The 14,236-nt window shown below is 57.7% G+C and carries 16 protein-coding genes, 1 tRNA gene and 2 pseudogenes; 11 read left to right on the top strand and 8 right to left on the bottom strand.

The genetic code is table 11. The features are described from left to right. Positions 1–40: 40 nt before the first annotated feature. Genes FW764_RS01540 through FW764_RS01520 form a run of 5 tightly spaced genes read left to right on the top strand, consistent with a single transcriptional unit; the run spans position 41 to position 4,458 of the window. Positions 41–601, top strand: a complete 561-nt coding sequence (locus FW764_RS01540) for a carboxymuconolactone decarboxylase family protein (RefSeq protein ID WP_446432424.1) — start codon at positions 41–43, stop codon at positions 599–601. A 51-nt stretch (positions 602–652) separates the two neighbouring features. Next, positions 653–1,714 (top strand): acyl-CoA dehydrogenase family protein, encoded by a 1,062-nt coding sequence (locus FW764_RS01535; protein ID WP_446432423.1) that lies wholly within the window; start codon positions 653–655, stop codon positions 1,712–1,714. Continuing rightward, on the top strand, positions 1,711–2,514 hold the full coding sequence (locus FW764_RS01530; protein WP_446432422.1) for an ABC transporter ATP-binding protein: 804 nt from the start codon (positions 1,711–1,713) through the stop codon (positions 2,512–2,514). Before FW764_RS01535 ends, FW764_RS01530 begins: the two co-directional genes overlap by 4 nt. After that, positions 2,501–3,700 carry an ABC transporter substrate-binding protein gene (locus FW764_RS01525; RefSeq protein WP_446432421.1) on the top strand — a complete coding sequence of 400 codons (1,200 nt, stop codon included), beginning with the start codon at positions 2,501–2,503 and terminating at the stop codon, positions 3,698–3,700. Before FW764_RS01530 ends, FW764_RS01525 begins: the two co-directional genes overlap by 14 nt. A gap of 11 nt (positions 3,701–3,711) precedes the next feature. After that, on the top strand, positions 3,712–4,458 hold the full coding sequence (locus tag FW764_RS01520) for an ABC transporter permease (protein WP_446432626.1): 747 nt from the start codon (positions 3,712–3,714) through the stop codon (positions 4,456–4,458). A gap of 41 nt (positions 4,459–4,499) precedes the next feature. Here the strand turns inward: FW764_RS01520 and FW764_RS01515 are convergent, their stop codons facing one another. Beyond that, positions 4,500–4,637: a hypothetical protein gene (locus FW764_RS01515; RefSeq protein WP_446432420.1), complete on the bottom strand. Its 138-nt coding sequence runs from the start codon at positions 4,635–4,637 to the stop codon at positions 4,500–4,502. A 172-nt stretch (positions 4,638–4,809) separates the two neighbouring features. On the opposite strand from FW764_RS01515, the gene FW764_RS01510 reads away from it, so the two are divergent. After that, positions 4,810–5,004 (top strand): hypothetical protein, encoded by a 195-nt coding sequence (locus tag FW764_RS01510; RefSeq protein WP_053255884.1) that lies wholly within the window; start codon positions 4,810–4,812, stop codon positions 5,002–5,004. A 10-nt stretch (positions 5,005–5,014) separates the two neighbouring features. Here FW764_RS01510 and FW764_RS01505 read toward each other — a convergent pair whose 3' ends face one another. Next, the gene (locus FW764_RS01505; protein ID WP_446432419.1) at positions 5,015–5,395 is read right to left on the bottom strand and encodes a fe2+ zn2+ uptake regulation protein; all 381 of its coding nucleotides are present in this window, start codon (positions 5,393–5,395) and stop codon (positions 5,015–5,017) included. Between the two features lie 237 nt (positions 5,396–5,632). On the opposite strand from FW764_RS01505, the gene pvdQ reads away from it, so the two are divergent. Both pvdQ and FW764_RS01495 read left to right on the top strand, forming a co-directional pair. Continuing rightward, entirely contained in the window at positions 5,633–7,912 is a 2,280-nt protein-coding gene (pvdQ, locus tag FW764_RS01500) for a bifunctional acylase PvdQ (protein WP_446432418.1), read from the top strand. A 212-nt stretch (positions 7,913–8,124) separates the two neighbouring features. Beyond that, positions 8,125–8,198, top strand: a tRNA-Cys gene (locus tag FW764_RS01495). A 144-nt stretch (positions 8,199–8,342) separates the two neighbouring features. Here FW764_RS01495 and FW764_RS01490 read toward each other — a convergent pair. The 3 genes and pseudogenes from FW764_RS01490 to FW764_RS01480 form a co-directional block, all read right to left on the bottom strand. Then, positions 8,343–8,777 (bottom strand): annotated as a pseudogene (locus FW764_RS01490) (methyl-accepting chemotaxis protein); the annotation flags it as partial. A gap of 99 nt (positions 8,778–8,876) precedes the next feature. After that, positions 8,877–9,554 (bottom strand): annotated as a pseudogene (locus tag FW764_RS01485) (PAS domain-containing protein); the annotation flags it as partial. A 423-nt stretch (positions 9,555–9,977) separates the two neighbouring features. After that, positions 9,978–10,811: an enoyl-CoA hydratase/isomerase family protein gene (locus FW764_RS01480; protein WP_446432417.1), complete on the bottom strand. Its 834-nt coding sequence runs from the start codon at positions 10,809–10,811 to the stop codon at positions 9,978–9,980. 104 nt (positions 10,812–10,915) lie between these two features. On the opposite strand from FW764_RS01480, the gene FW764_RS01475 reads away from it, so the two are divergent. Beyond that, a complete protein-coding gene (locus FW764_RS01475) occupies positions 10,916–11,278 on the top strand; it encodes a winged helix-turn-helix transcriptional regulator (protein WP_446432416.1) in 363 nt (120 codons plus the stop codon). A gap of 254 nt (positions 11,279–11,532) precedes the next feature. Here FW764_RS01475 and FW764_RS01470 read toward each other — a convergent pair whose 3' ends face one another. Next, positions 11,533–11,796, bottom strand: a complete 264-nt coding sequence (locus FW764_RS01470) for a hypothetical protein (protein WP_446432415.1) — start codon at positions 11,794–11,796, stop codon at positions 11,533–11,535. An 80-nt stretch (positions 11,797–11,876) separates the two neighbouring features. On the opposite strand from FW764_RS01470, the gene FW764_RS01465 reads away from it, so the two are divergent. Next, positions 11,877–12,092: a hypothetical protein gene (locus tag FW764_RS01465; protein WP_446432414.1), complete on the top strand. Its 216-nt coding sequence runs from the start codon at positions 11,877–11,879 to the stop codon at positions 12,090–12,092. Between the two features lie 211 nt (positions 12,093–12,303). On the opposite strand, the gene FW764_RS01460 is transcribed toward FW764_RS01465, so the two are convergent. After that, positions 12,304–12,864, bottom strand: a complete 561-nt coding sequence (locus FW764_RS01460; RefSeq protein WP_446432413.1) for a fasciclin domain-containing protein — start codon at positions 12,862–12,864, stop codon at positions 12,304–12,306. Between the two features lie 276 nt (positions 12,865–13,140). Beyond that, on the bottom strand, positions 13,141–13,410 hold the full coding sequence (locus FW764_RS01455) for a helix-hairpin-helix domain-containing protein (protein ID WP_446432412.1): 270 nt from the start codon (positions 13,408–13,410) through the stop codon (positions 13,141–13,143). 323 nt (positions 13,411–13,733) lie between these two features. Here FW764_RS01455 and FW764_RS01450 point away from each other — a divergent pair, with 323 nt between their 5' ends. Then, positions 13,734–14,198: a hypothetical protein gene (locus FW764_RS01450; RefSeq protein WP_446432631.1), complete on the top strand. Its 465-nt coding sequence runs from the start codon at positions 13,734–13,736 to the stop codon at positions 14,196–14,198. Positions 14,199–14,236 lie beyond the last annotated feature (38 nt).

Below are 14,236 nucleotides of genomic sequence, written 5' to 3'. Positions count from 1 at the left end.
CCAACAGACTGGGTGCACGAACCCACCAGGAGACCACTCCATGTCCCGTGTACCGTTGTTGACCCCCGAAACTGCGCCAGAGGCGGCCAAACCCTTTCTGGAAAACGCTCTGAAAGCCTCGGGTTTCATTCCGAATCTGCTCGCCGTATTGGCCAATGCACCGGCTGCGTTGGAAACTTACATCACCGTCTCGGGCCTCAATGCCAAGGCAGAGTTGAGCCTGGCCGACCGTGAAGTGGTGCAACTGATTGCCGCCACCACTCACGGCTGCGATTTCTGCGTGGCCGGGCACACCGCCGTCGCGCGCAACAGAGCCAAGCTGCCCGAACACGTGATCGACGCCTTGCGCCAGCGGGGTGAACTGCCTGATGCGCGCTATGAGACACTCGCCGCCTTCACCCGTGAAGTGATCGCCACGCGTGGTGATGTCAGCGACGCCGGTTTCGAGGCATTCCGTGCCGCCGGTTATTCCGAAGGCCAGGCCTTGGAGGTGATTTTGGGCGTGAGCCTGGCAACCCTGTGCAACTTCGCTAATGTATTTGCCCGCACCCCCCTCAACCCGGAGCTGGCGCAATACCGTTGGGAAAAACCGGCAAGCTGAGGCGCACACGCGCAGGTGTTGGTCCACACGTTGTAAAAAGGAGAGACATGAATGCTTGACCCAATCTTGAGCCGTTGGCTCGATGTTCAAGCGCAGGCCCTGGATGTGGGCAGTTGCGATCCGCAGGAAGTGCTGCCACGGTTGGCAGACGCAAATGTATTGCGTGTCGGCGTGCCAAAAGCCCTCGGTGGCCTGGGCGGCGATGTGGCCGGTGCGGTGGACGTCATCGCCAATGTCGCCAGCCACTCGTTGGCGGCAGCCTTTGTATGCTGGGGCCAGCGATCTTTTATCGAGTATTTGTTGCAGAGCCCGAATGAGCGGCTGCGTGAGCAATTGTTGCCGGACTTGCTCAGCGGCAAGCTGGCCGGCGCCACTGGGCTGTCAAATGCGATGAAGTTTTTGTCAGGCATCGAGTCGCTGCAAATCAGCGCCGAGCCCACCGAAGACGGCTGGACCCTCAACGGTCGCCTGCATTGGGTGACCAACCTGCGCAAGAACGGCTTTGTGGCCGCCGCCGCGATTGAGCACGCCGGGGGCGGTGCGCCGTTTATCCTGGCGATTCCGGATTCGGTTGCCGGCCTGCAACGCTCGCGGGACCTGGAATTGCTGGGGCTGCAATCGAGCAACACAGCGGCGCTTGGGCTCGAAGGCGTTGAGCTGAGCCGTGATTGGTTATTGCATGAGGATGCGCGTAAGTTTTTACCGGCCGTACGCCCGGCGTTTCTTGGCTTGCAGTGCGGCATGTCGATCGGCCTGGCCCGCCGCTCGCTGGCGGAAGTGGCCAACCACCTGGGGTCGAGCCGCACCGTGTTGCGTGATGAGTTGCAAGCGCTGCGGGTGACCCTGGACCACCTGGTAGGCGAGCTGAAACAAGGCCTGTTGGCCGGGCGGTTTGCGGCGGAACCGGTGCCGCTGTTCAAGCTGCGTATTGCCCTCGCGGAAACCGCCGCAAGCGCGGTGCAACTTGAGCTGCAAGCCAGCGGTGGCAAGGCTTACCTGACCGCCCATGGCAGTGGTTTTGCCCGGCGCTGGCGCGAGTCGGCCTTTGTGCCCATCGTCACGCCAAGCCTGGTGCAACTGCGCACCGAGCTGCACCGCCAGGCCAATCTATGAGCCAGGCGGTATTGCGCGCCGAGGGGGTTTGCCTGGGGTATGCCAGCGGCCCGGTATTGCAAGGGTTTGACTTGCAGTTGCAGCCCGGTGAAGTGGTATCGATCCTTGGCCCCAGCGGCGTCGGCAAGTCCAGCCTGTTGCGCGTGCTGGCCGGCTTGCAGGCGCCTCAGGGCGGTAGCGTGCGGGCGCTGGGTGAGCCGCTGAGTGGCCCGCATCCGCGCGTCGCCGTGGCCTTCCAAGACCCGAGCCTGTTGCCCTGGCTGACCCTGGAAAAGAACGTCGCCTTTGGTTTGGATTTTGCCCGCCAGCCGCACGTGAGTGCGCAGGAACGCCGTCGCCGTGTTGACCACGCCATCGCCGCGGTCGGGCTTGAGCATGCCCGCCAGCAGTTCCCGGCGCAGTTGTCCGGCGGTATGGCTCAGCGCACGGCGTTGGCCCGTTGCCTGGCGCGGCAACCGCAAGTGCTGCTGCTGGATGAGCCGTTCGGCGCGCTGGATGAAGTCACCCGCGCCGATATGCAGCACCTGCTGCTCAAGGTCAACCGCGAGCAAGGCTCGGCAGCGGTGTTGATCACCCACGATATCGATGAAGCGCTGCTACTGTCCGACCGCATTCTGCTACTGGGCAACCGCCCGGCGCGGACGTTAGGCGAATGGCACATCGACCTGCCGCAACCTCGCGAAGAACAGGTAGAAGCTATCGGCGCACTGCGCATTGAGATTCTGAAAACCTTACGGCAGGCGAGCCGCCCTCAACCCAACCCTCTTGAACCACTGGAGCCCAACTATGTGTCTGGATGACCTGACCCACTCGCGCCGTTACTTTCTCAAACTCTCGGCGGTGCTCAGCGCCGCCGGTGCCTTGCCGCTGTTGAGCAGCTTACATGCCCGCGCCGCCAGCGAGCCGGACGCGCCGGTTCGCATCGGTTACTTGCCGATCACCGACGCCACGCCGCTGCTGGTTGCGCATAACAACGGTCTGTTTGAAGCCGAAGGCATCAAGGCCGAGCGCCCGGTGTTGTTACGCAGTTGGGCGCAGGTGATCGAGGCGTTTATTTCCGGGCAGGTCAACGTGATTCACCTGTTGTCGCCGATGACGGTGTGGGCGCGCTACGGCAGTAAAGTGCCGGCCAAAGTGGTGGCCTGGAACCACGTGGGCGGTTCAGGCTTGACCGTTTCGCCAGGCATTACCGAGATCAAACAATTGGGCGGCAAGTCGGTGGCGATTCCGTTCTGGTACTCGATCCACAACGTGGTCGTGCAGCAACTGTTCCGCGATAACGGCCTAACGCCGGTGGCCCGTGCAGTCGGTACGGCGATTGCTGCCAATGAAGTCAACCTGATCGTGTTGCCACCCTCTGACATGCCACCGGCGCTGGCCAGCAAGCGCATCGACGGCTATATCGTCGCCGAGCCGTTCAACGCCCTGGCGGAAAACCTCAAGGTCGGCCGCGTGCAGCGCTTTACCGCAGATGTGTGGCGTAACCATGCGTGCTGCGTGGTGTTCATGCACGAACACGACCTGACCAACCGCCCGCAATGGTCGCAGAAGGTGGTGAATGCCATCGTCAAGGCGCAGGTATGGACGCGCGACAACCGCGAAGAGGCGGTGAAGCTGTTGTCCAAAGACGGCCCGAACCGCTACACGCCGCATGCTGAGCCGGTGTTGAGCAAGGTCTTGGCGCCTGCGGCTGGTGACCGTGCCGCTTACCTGGCCGACGGCGCGATCCAGCACGCCCATTGGGACGAGCACCGCATCGACTTTCAGCCTTACCCATTCCCCAGCTACACCGAAGAACTGGTGCGGCGCTTGAAGGACACCTTGATCGAGGGCGACAAGAAGTTTCTCGCCGACCTTGACCCGGCGTTCGTCGCTAAAGACTTGGTGGACGATCGCTTTGTGCGTAATGCCATCGAGTCGGTGGGCGGTATGAAAACCTTCGGCTTGCCGGATGGCTACGAGCGGCAAGAGGAGATTGGCGCTTGAGTAAAGACACAATCCCGGGCTGGTTGCTGGGGCTCAGTGGTTTGGCCGGCTTGCTGTTTTTGTGGTGGGGCGGCGTCAAAGTGTTTGGCGTCGCCGATGGCTTATCGGCGCGCTTTTCGCTGGCGGCGACCTTCAGCAGCCTGTGGGAATTGTTCGGGCGCGGCGAGCTGTACCTGCATATCGCCGTGAGCCTCAAGCGCATCTTCGTCGGCCTGTTTCTCGCCCTTTTGGTGGGCGTGCCACTGGGCCTGCTGGTGGGCAGTTCGCGCAACCTGGAAGCCGCCACCACGCCCGCCTTTCAGTTTTTGCGGATGATCTCGCCGCTGTCCTGGATGCCCATCGTGGTGATGTTGATGGGCGTGGGCGACCAGCCGATTTACTTCCTGCTGGCCTTTGCTGCCGTGTGGCCGATCATGCTCAATACCGCTGCCGGCGTGCGTCAGTTGGACCCGCGCTGGTTGCAGTTGAGCAAGAGTTTGAGTGCTACACGCTGGGAAACCTTGCGTCGGGTGATTATTCCCGGCGTCGTGGGGCATGTGCTGACCGGTGTGCGTCTGGCCATCGGGATTTTGTGGATTGTGCTGGTGCCGTGCGAAATGCTTGGGGTCAGTGCAGGGCTTGGGTACTACATTCTCGACACCCGTGACCGCCTGGCGTATTCGGAATTGATGGCCATGGTGCTGCTGATCGGGCTGCTGGGTTTCGCGCTGGATGCGTTTGCACGCTGGTTGCATCAGCGTTGGGTTCACGCCGGCTGAGCGTCTCGCTTTGCGCCCTGTAAAGCGAGACGCAAGTGCGCTCAGCGATGTTCATAGCCTCGCCCGCTGTCATAGCGGTGGTCGTGCCAGCCGCCACCGCCGCCGTGTGGGAAAAAGAAGCAGCCGCTCATGCTCAGCATGATTAGCACTGGAATCAGCAGTGTGATTCGACGCAACATTTCAAAATCCTCTGGGGTACTTACAAGATCAATCAGGCGTGGAGCGAGCCAAAGCTTTTCATCGCCTGTAACATACGACCCTGTCGACCCGCATCCATCCCCGTCACTGGGTAGCTGCTTGGCATGCTCGACGATACAAAGTGCATACATTTATCAGGTTCAGGAACCCGTCATGACCCAAAAGCAACGTTTGAAATATTCGATTCTGATCTCCCTCGTGGTGTTGGGAACAATGTTTGGCCTGTCCTACCTGCAAAACACCGGGGTTATCAGCGAGAAAACGTTCCAGTACATCGCCATTGCCGTGGCGGTGACCGTGGTGGTGATCAACGGCATCATGCGCCGCAAGGTCAAGCCTAACTTCTGATTCAGCTCAGTCAGGCGCGACCGTCGAGCACTTTGGCAGCCTCTTCGTGGAGGCTGTAGCTCTTATCGGCATTGAGGGTGATCACGCCCTCGCTGCACAGGCGCTTGAGCACCTCACGCACGCTGAGAAACGACAACGGAATGCCCAGCTCCAGCAAATGGCTGTGCACGCCGCGCACACCCAGCGTGCGCTGGTTGCCGGCAGCCGTCAGCAGGGCGTCAATGACCTTCAGCCGAATCAGGCTGGTGCGCAACCCGAAACACTTGAGCAAATGGCGAATACGCTGGTTGCCGTGCTGTTCGGGCGCTTTGCCGAACGCGTGTGCGCCGCCGCTGAAAGTGGCGTCGGCAGCTGGCGAGTGTCCGTCCGTGGGCAGTTGCGAGTTGTACATGCAAAAACTCCTTATCAGAGCCTGATCAGGAAAATGATGGCGCTCTTGTCTAATAAGACGAACGAGCGAGCAAAATCATGAAGTGTCGGATGTAGAAAATTTGTCGGTATCGAATGTGTCACAGCGCGCACGGCTTGAATAAACGTGCCCGGCGGCTAAATTATTCCCGGTCGATTGCGTCCTTACGGTGGGGTTACTGCCCCATGTGAGGGTGTTTAATTTGACGGTGGAGCGGGCGTGATTATTTCCAATAGGTTGTCCAGAGCGAGCGTGGCCGGGGTGTTGCTGGGGTTGAGCCTGGCCGCATTGGCGCGCGAGCACGTCACACAGGCATCGGCGGATATTCGCCGCACCACCTTCGGCGTGCCGCACATTCGCGCCAACGACGAACGCGGCCTGGGCTACGGCATCGGCTACGCGTATGCCCAGGACAACCTGTGCCTGCTCGCCAACGAAGTGGTCACGGTGAACGGTGAGCGTGCCAAGTTCTTCGGCCCCGAGCAGGCGACCCTGGAAGAACGCAACAACCTCGCCAGCGATGTGTTTTTTACCTGGCTGAACACGCCCAAAGCGGTTGCCGCGTTCTGGAAGGCGCAGACGCCAGAGATCCAACAGCGGATTGAAGGCTATGTGGCAGGCTACAACCGTTATCTGAGGGAGCAGGGCGCGCCTGCACAGTGCCGCGCGGCGTGGGTCAGGCCGCTGGTGACAGGGGATCTGGTCAAACTCACCCGCCGGCTGTTGGTGGAAGGCGGTGTCGGCCAATTCGCCGAAGCCTTGGTCGGCGCCGCACCGCCTCGGGCCACCGCCAGCGTGCAACCCAGCTTGAAAGCCTTTGAACTGGCCGCTGCCAATCAGCAACGCTTCAGCCTGGAACGTGGCAGCAACGCCGTCGCCGTGGGGCGTGATCGTTCGTTTAATGGCCGTGGCATGTTGTTGGCCAACCCGCATTTTCCGTGGGTTGGCGGCATGCGCTTTTATGAGATGCACCTGACCATCCCCGGCCAGCTGGACGTGATGGGCGCCGCGCTGCCGGGCCTGCCGGTGATCAACATCGGTTTCAACCAGCACGTGGCTTGGACCCACACGGTCGACACCTCCAAGCATTTCACCCTGTATCGCCTGACCCTCGACCCCAAGGACGCCACGCGCTACCTGCTTGACGGTAAATCCATGCCCTTGGAGAAAACTTCTGTAACCGTGCAGGTCAAGCAAGCCGACGGCAGCCTCAAGCCGCAGGCGCACACGCTCTACAGCTCGCAATTTGGCCCGGTGGTGCAATGGCCTGGCAAACTCGATTGGGATAACCACTACGCCTTCAGCCTGCGCGACGCCAACCTGGGCAACGACCGCGTGCTGCAGCAGTGGTACGCCATGAACCGCGCCACCAGCCTCAAAGAACTGCAAACCTCAGTGCACACCCTGCAAGGTATTCCGTGGGTCAACACCGTGGTGGCCGATGACCAAGGCCAGAGCTTGTACATGAACCTGTCGGTGGTGCCCAACGTCAGCGCCACCAAACTCGCACAATGCAGCGACCCGCGGGCGGGCCTGCAAATGATCATGCTCGACGGCGCCCGTAGCGCCTGCGCCTGGGACATCGACCCGCGTGCGGCGCAGGCCGGCATCTTCGCCGCCGATCAACTGCCGCAACTGCAACGCACCGACTATGTGCAGCACTCCAACGACTCGGCATGGATGGCCAACCCCAAGGCGCCGTTGACTGGGTTTTCCCCGGTCATCAGCCAAGACTCTATTGGCCTAGGCCCTCGCGCACGCTTCGCCGTGCAACGCCTGCAGTCTCTGGAGAAACAACCGATCAGCGTGGTCGACCTGCAAAACATGGTGATGGACAACGAGGTCTACCTCGCCAGCCAAGTCATGCCTGACCTGCTTGAATTCTGCGCAAAACACCTCGGCAATGACGCGGCGGCATTGCAGCCACTGTGTGCCAGCCTGAACGCCTGGGACCAGCGCGCCAATCTCGACAGCGGCGTAGGGCTGGTGCACTTCATCAACCTGTTTGAACACCTGCAGCAACTCCCCGACGTTTGGCGCGTCGCCTTCGACCCGACGCACCCGCTGACCACGCCACGCGGCCTGGCCATCGATCGCGAACCCGTCGCCAAAGCCTTGCGCGAAGCCATGCTGGCTTCCAGCGCCGACGTCGCCAAACTCGGCCTGACCCGCTGGGGTGATATCCAAGTCTGCGGCCAAATACCTATCCATGGCGGCCCCCAAGCGTTGGGCATCTACAACGCCATGCAAACCGTGCCCCGTGCCGACGGCAAACGCGAAGTGGTCAGCGGCAGCAGCTACCTGCAAATCGTCACCTTCGGCGACAAAGGCCCCCAAGCCCTGGGGGTATTGGCGTTCTCCGAATCCAGTAACCCCCAGTCGAAATACGCGAAGGACCAAACCCAAGCCTTCTCTGAGAAAAAACTGCGCGCGCTGCCCTTTACCGAAGCCCAGATAAAGGCTGACCCGCAGTACCAGCAACAGCTCATCAAGGAGTAGGGCAGGGGCGCAACCCCTTGATGCCAATACGAAATATTTTTGAAATCAAGGGGTTGCAGGCAAAAGCAAATGAGTACATAATGGCGCCCATCGAACGCAACGAAGTATTAAAAACTTCAATGTATTCAATGAGTTAGAGTAGAGGCAGGGTTCTATAGCCCACTCAAGTTTTTATGCGTTGAACGTCAGTGATAAGGGCGTTGATCGTTTGAGGCCGAGTAGCAAAATGGTTATGCAGCGGATTGCAAATCCGCCTACGCCGGTTCGATTCCGACCTCGGCCTCCACTCTTAGAAACCCCGTAGATTAACGTCTACGGGGTTTTTTATTGGGCGCGAAACAACAATATCAAGCATAAGAAACCGCCCTATTTTACAGGGACAACGCGTCCCCTGATCGGGTAACGCCGCAACGTCGATGCACCATTGGGATCACAGTTGCTTGGCAAACCTTTCAACTGCCCCTAAAACTTCTCGGGCGCCAGATTGAATTTCCAGTATTACGCTTCCCGCTTGTTGAGCCAGCATCAGCCCTTGCTCCGCCTGGGAGCGACTGCTGCCCATGTTTGCTACGGCTTCATCGACGAGAAGCTGATTTTTTTGCACCACCGCGACGATTTCCTCCGTCGCGTTACTCGTTCTCCCTGCGAGTTGCCGTACTTCGTCTGCGACCACCGCAAACCCTCTACCTTGTTCACCTGCGCGTGCAGCCTCGATTGCCGCGTTCAATGCTAATAGATTAGTTTGAGCAGCGATTCCACCAATAGTTTGTACCATTGAGCTGATCAGGTAAGACTGCTTACCCAAGGCTTCAATGCCTTCCGAGGCAGACGATATTTGGTCGACAATTTTGTTCATCGTGCCGACCGTTTTCTGAACGACATCGGCTCCCCGATTGGCAGAAATGTCAGTTTGCTGTGAGATGTCATAGGCCGTGCTAGCCGCAGAGCTAATCTCTTGTTCGCGCTGAACTTGATCGGTGACCAAGGTGGCGAACTTTACAATCTTGTAAAGCTTTCCTCGGGTGTCATAAACAGGGTTGTAGGTGGCTTCAAGCCAAATTTCCCGGCCAGAGCTATCTATTCTTTTAAATCGATTAGCGACGAAATGTCCGTCATTCAGCGTTTTCCAAAACTGCTGGTATTCTGAGGAGGACGTGTAGGCGGGCTCACAAAATAAGCTGTGATGTTTCCCTGACAGTTGTGCAAGTGTATAACCCACCGCATTTAAGAAGTTAGCGTTCGCGGTGATTATTTTTCCCGAGGTGTCGAACTCTATCACTGCGGTAGATCTCAGCAGTGCTTGGATAAATTCGCTATTCTCACGGGACTTGTCTATAGAATCTGTGGCGTCCAGTCCATAACAGACCATATGGGTTACACGATCATTTTCATCTTTGACTGGGCACCAAGCTGCGTGTATCCAAACCATTCGTTTGTCGGCTGTGATGTACCTGTAGTCATCGCTGACTGAGCGTCCTTCAGACATCGCGCGCATGAAGTTTTTATAGCAAGGAAGCTCTGTGACATACGAGGGCGATAGGGTGCCTAGTGAGGCCCCAATCAATTCAGCTTGGTCATACCCTACGAGGTTGGCGAAATTTTTATTGATGCAGGTAATTATCATGTTGCTGTCGACAGTCATGGTGACCATTTCGGTGTTTACACCGTCTTGTAGTTCCTGCAGCTTTTTGAACTCAGCCTTTAACTCCACGAGCTCTTTATTTAAGGTTTTGTTGAACATACAGATACCCGAGATAAGTGTGTGTGTGCCCTAAGGCGAAGCAATGGCAGCTAAGATGATCGGTGCTTGGATGACTCGCTAGATTTGCCTATTTTTTATTGTAGTTGACGTCTTGTGCGCGCGTGAAAAGTTTTGAACTGATATTTCTGTCTGTCTCAACCAAGACTGCCTTGTCCTGAGTGAGATTTATCTACCCTATTGGGTGTTCTGACCTTGCCGCCGAATTTCGTATCCCGATCGCCTGGTAGTGGCGCGGTTACGTAACAGCCTCGATGAAGTGTCTGTAATAGTGTTTTTTAAAGCCAGGTCGAACGAAGGGATGGGTCATCGTTTCAGCCCTCGCAGAAGGCTCTCCAGATTTCGCTCTCCTTCTTTCGTCTGCGCGCCAGCCTTGAGCCCTCCCCGGATGAGCTTTTCAGCCGCCGGACGTTCGAAGAGTCCCGCCCAGGCATCGTGCTCGCGGCGAAAGCCTTCCTGCAGGTCTGTTCTGGGCATTGCTTTTTTGGCGGCGGCGATGACCCCTTCGGGCAGTGCAGCGATGTTGCGCGCCAGCCGATCAACAAAACCGTCAAGTTGGTCCGCAGGTATTGCCCTGTTGATCCATCCGTAACGCTCTGCCGTATTGGCGTCGATCAGATCGGCACCAAGTATTACTTCAAGCGCTCGGCCACGCGTCATTCGACTAGAAAGGTATTGAGTGGCTCCGCCTCCCGGTGTGATGCCCATCAGCGCTTCGCATTGGGCCAGTCCTGCTCGGCCTTGCGCGGCAAATACCATGTCGGCCGCTGAGATGAATTCTGCACCTCCCCCGCGCGCCAATCCGGCGAGCTTGATAATGGTGACCTGTGGCTGATCTCGCAGCAGTTCGCCGAATGCCTGGAACGGGTTGAGCCCCCCTGGAGGCTCATGAACAAAATCGTCAAACGCGTGCGGTTCGTCGATCAATGTCATATCGACGTGCGCAATGAAAAACTCGGGATCAGCACTCTGGAAAACCAGCACGCGGGTGTTTGTGTCATCACGAGCGCAAAGGAGAAAGCGGCGTATCTCGCTCATCAACGATACGTCGAGGACGTTCACCGGCGGATTATTAATCGTGATCGTTGCGACGCCATTCGAGCTCGAAATGTGAAGCCTGCCAAAGCCTGTGTCTGTCATCTCTGTTTTTCCTGGGTTAGGTACGTTAATGACCTGATAGTATTCTTCGGATACCTAGAGTCAATTACGCACCTGAAGCATCCCAGGGGTGCTGGAGGATACCAATGGAAGACACTGACCCGATCTACCGCGCCGATTGTCCGAGCCGCGTAATACTCGATCAGATAGCAGATAAGTGGTCGATGATGGTTCTGGCTGTCTTGTGCGAGCCCTGTCGCTTCAATGGCATCAAGCGTCGCCTCGATGGCATCACCCAGCGCGTGCTGACCCAGACGCTACGTAAACTGGAGCGCAACGGAATGTTGACGCGTAGAGTTCTGGAGGGGCGGGTGCTTGGTGTTGAGTATGCCCTGACACCCCTTGGTCGATCGTTGCAGGGGCCTTTCTCGGTTCTGTTCGACTGGACCGTCGAGAATATGGAGGCAATTCAAGCCTGCCGACGTAGCTATGACGCAGGTGAAAAATAGCGCGAAGGGTGAACTGATGAGTTACCTACGACGCGGCTTGGCTGGGCCTGAGTGTTGGTGTTTGTGATCCTGTCTGGATTTTGTCGAATCTTGCGCTGTGCCGCGTTTTCTGTGCGCACGCGCGTGGATCGTGCTGGCTGCTGTTCCCAGAGCCGGCGTTGACGTGCTCTTTGTCATCACTGGGCAGCGCGCACAGAATGGCAGTGCGCTCCCCTTCAAGTGCATGTTGCCTGTCGCTTGCGTACTGCGACGCCTTAGTGAGTGGCCGAGCTGGTTTGAGTGGGCGTTGAATCAAACTTGGACACGGCCTGAACCCAGAAGCGCCGATACTGGGTCTGGTCAGGTGGAACGGGCTTATGAAGCGACCAAGCGTGCTCGGCATTCAACGCGTCTCGATAGGCCTGCCACTCCTTCGCTTCAGCAACATCCATAGCGCATTTTTTGTCCTCAAACCAACCTAAAATGTAGACCTCACCTTGATCTCTTCCATGCTCTATCAGTAAGTAAATATCGTTCATACGCTAAATCCACTGCCACATTTCTCAATTTCCCCTGCTCGGGGGGGGCTTATTTACAGGGTACCGGCCCGCGCTTGCACGTGTTGAAACTTATTGCGCCGCGCTATGCCCGTACGGCCAATCACTATCCGCGCCAGGCCGGTTTTGTTGCAGAATTTATGAACCACGTGCGTAGTGCGATCATAGCGTTTGGAACGGTCACCATGGATCGGCACCTTGCAGGTCTCTTGTTGCTGCTCACCCTTGGTTGGGGCGCCACCGTGATGTCGGTGAGGTGGTATTTCTACGACCGTTAGTCGACGCGCCGGGGGGTGTGTATGCCTGAGCTCCCTCAGGGCGCCAGCAGGCTCTTGGATCACCTGCGCAGTGATGTCAGTGGAAACTGCAATCACGCCTTTTTCAAACGCGTGATTCGATGTTTCCAAGATTTTTTCGCAGGATTTCGCTGCCAGGCATCCTTGCGTTTGATACCCGGCAAACGCTGGTTTTGCCGGGATGGCACGGCGTTTAAGGCATCAAGACCGAGTCGACAACGTGGATCACGCCGTTGGACTGCATCACGTCGGCGATGCTGATACTGGCCTTGCCGCCCTTGGCATCGACCACCCAAAGCTTGCCATCATGCAGCTTGATACTGAGCGACTCACCTTGCACGGTTTTCAGCACAACAGTGCCGCCGTTCTTCTTCGCGTCTGCCATCAGTTGTGCCGATGTGTGAGTGCCTGGAACGACGTGGTAGGTCAGGATCTTGGTCAGGTCGGCTTTGTGTTCCGGCTTGACCAGCGTATCCACGGTACCTGCCGGCAGCTTGGCAAAGGCTTCGTTGGTGGGTGCAAACACGGTGAAAGGGCCTTTGCTATTAAGCGTATCAACCAGCCCGGCAGCCTTGACCGCTGCTACGAGCGTTGTGTGGTCCTTTGAATTGACCGCGTTCTCGACGATGGTTTTGCTTGGGTACATCGCTGCGCCTCCGACCATCACGGTGTCGGCGGCGAAGCTCAGCGTTGCGGTGGCACAGAGAATAGTAAAGCAGGCTGCTGCAGCAATTTTTTTGTAAAAGGCGTACATGATGTATCTCCTTGGCTCTTATGCCCTCCGGTGAGGGTATTGAATCTACGAGCCAACCCTCAAAGTGGATGCACCTCTTCATAACGTCATTGTGTGAGCAGGTGAATGGGTGCATCGCAGCGAAGCCTGTAGGTTCGTAGCGCTCACGAAAAAGACTTAGCCCAGCCGAGCACTCAGCTTTTTGCATCGGGGCCTCAGTGCTGGAGTTTTGTGATTGTCATGCAGCTCGTTAAACAGGTCGTGGTGTAAGCAGGGATGTCGTGCAAGTACCGGCTTTCACGGGGTAGAAAAATAGTCAGGCTCAGACGTCCTCCCCGGACCCCTTGCCAGTTCCACAGCCGCCGTAATGGCCGCACGGGCCTGAGGGCTGTTCTTCCAGCACGTTGAACCCAGGGCCGCCGATGCTTGCGCGAGGATGTCACTCACGTGCGCCTTTGCAAGTTCGTCCATCGACGCAATACCCATCTGTTCCAACCGCGTAATCACGGTGGGGCCTACGCCCTTGAGAGCAAGCAAAGCGGTTCTTTCTTCAAATGAAAACGGCATCCGTACGTTCCTTTTTTAACCCATGAAAGCGTGCTCAACCCGGTCGCATCTTCAAGGGCATAATCCAGCTAAGCCCCAGCGCCTTATGCAACGAGGCAAAGTCATTGAGCCATTTCCGGCACCACCACTGCCAAAGTATCGCCAGTAGCGGGCGTTTACGCGCCCATATCCGCCTATTTAAACGGTCTGAAACGCTGCGAAAATCGCCCTGTCGTTGTGAAATGTTGTGAAGCGTGAGGAATGGCCCTTTGCCCATGTTAACGTCCGCATCAGGGTATCGTCAGCACGACGATTTTATTCGTTCCATTGAGGGAGCAGCGCCGATGTCTACTACCGTAACGCCCGCGTCTGGCGGGTCAAACACGCCAAAGTCCTCGCCTTCTACGTTCGACGACAAGTTGAACATTGCCAAATCCAGCAAGGTTATCGCCGACTACATGCGCCAGACGGGCAAGTCGGCGATTACCAGGCAGGAGCTGACGCAACTGGCGAATAACGCCTCAGGTAAGGTGCCAGCCGATGTTTGCGACGCTGCCAAGTATATGGAAAAACACCCTGATGTTTTCACCGCCATCGAAACGCACGACGTAGCGGGCGCCGACAACCTGTCGGGGGTGTGGAACTTCGATTGGGCCGCCAACGGTGGGCTCAAGGGTACGGCAACCGACGCCATCGCTAAAATGCAGGACACGTTCGACCTGGCCATCGCCAAGTCAGCGCAAATCACTGAAATTTCCACCGCCAAAAAAGCTGAGCTGGACTCGACCAAGCAACGGCCTCAAAACTGAGTTCCGTGCGTTGTCAGCCAAGATGAACGGTTCCCGGC

It is taken from the genome of Pseudomonas sp. 1152_12, assembly GCF_052850675.1.
The sequence above is the reverse complement of the archived record's forward strand: the minus strand, read 5'-3'. Positions and strand labels throughout refer to the sequence as shown.

Bases quoted from the DNA above. Each gene is read 5' to 3' on its own strand.
- FW764_RS01515 (WP_446432420.1), bottom strand. From the start codon at position 4,637: ATGTTGCGTCGAATCACACTGCTGATTCCAGTGCTAATCATGCTGAGC.
- FW764_RS01530 (WP_446432422.1), top strand. From the start codon at position 1,711: ATGAGCCAGGCGGTATTGCGCGCCGAGGGGGTTTGCCTGGGGTATGCC.
- FW764_RS01475 (WP_446432416.1), top strand. From the start codon at position 10,916: ATGGAAGACACTGACCCGATCTACCGCGCCGATTGTCCGAGCCGCGTA.
- FW764_RS01470 (WP_446432415.1), bottom strand. From the start codon at position 11,796: ATGAACGATATTTACTTACTGATAGAGCATGGAAGAGATCAAGGTGAG.
- FW764_RS01510 (WP_053255884.1), top strand. From the start codon at position 4,810: ATGACCCAAAAGCAACGTTTGAAATATTCGATTCTGATCTCCCTCGTG.
- FW764_RS01480 (WP_446432417.1), bottom strand. From the start codon at position 10,811: ATGACAGACACAGGCTTTGGCAGGCTTCACATTTCGAGCTCGAATGGC.
- FW764_RS01540 (WP_446432424.1), top strand. From the start codon at position 41: ATGTCCCGTGTACCGTTGTTGACCCCCGAAACTGCGCCAGAGGCGGCC.
- FW764_RS01535 (WP_446432423.1), top strand. From the start codon at position 653: ATGCTTGACCCAATCTTGAGCCGTTGGCTCGATGTTCAAGCGCAGGCC.
- FW764_RS01460 (WP_446432413.1), bottom strand. From the start codon at position 12,864: ATGTACGCCTTTTACAAAAAAATTGCTGCAGCAGCCTGCTTTACTATT.
- FW764_RS01450 (WP_446432631.1), top strand. From the start codon at position 13,734: ATGTCTACTACCGTAACGCCCGCGTCTGGCGGGTCAAACACGCCAAAG.
- FW764_RS01505 (WP_446432419.1), bottom strand. From the start codon at position 5,395: ATGTACAACTCGCAACTGCCCACGGACGGACACTCGCCAGCTGCCGAC.
- FW764_RS01525 (WP_446432421.1), top strand. From the start codon at position 2,501: ATGTGTCTGGATGACCTGACCCACTCGCGCCGTTACTTTCTCAAACTC.
- FW764_RS01455 (WP_446432412.1), bottom strand. From the start codon at position 13,410: ATGCCGTTTTCATTTGAAGAAAGAACCGCTTTGCTTGCTCTCAAGGGC.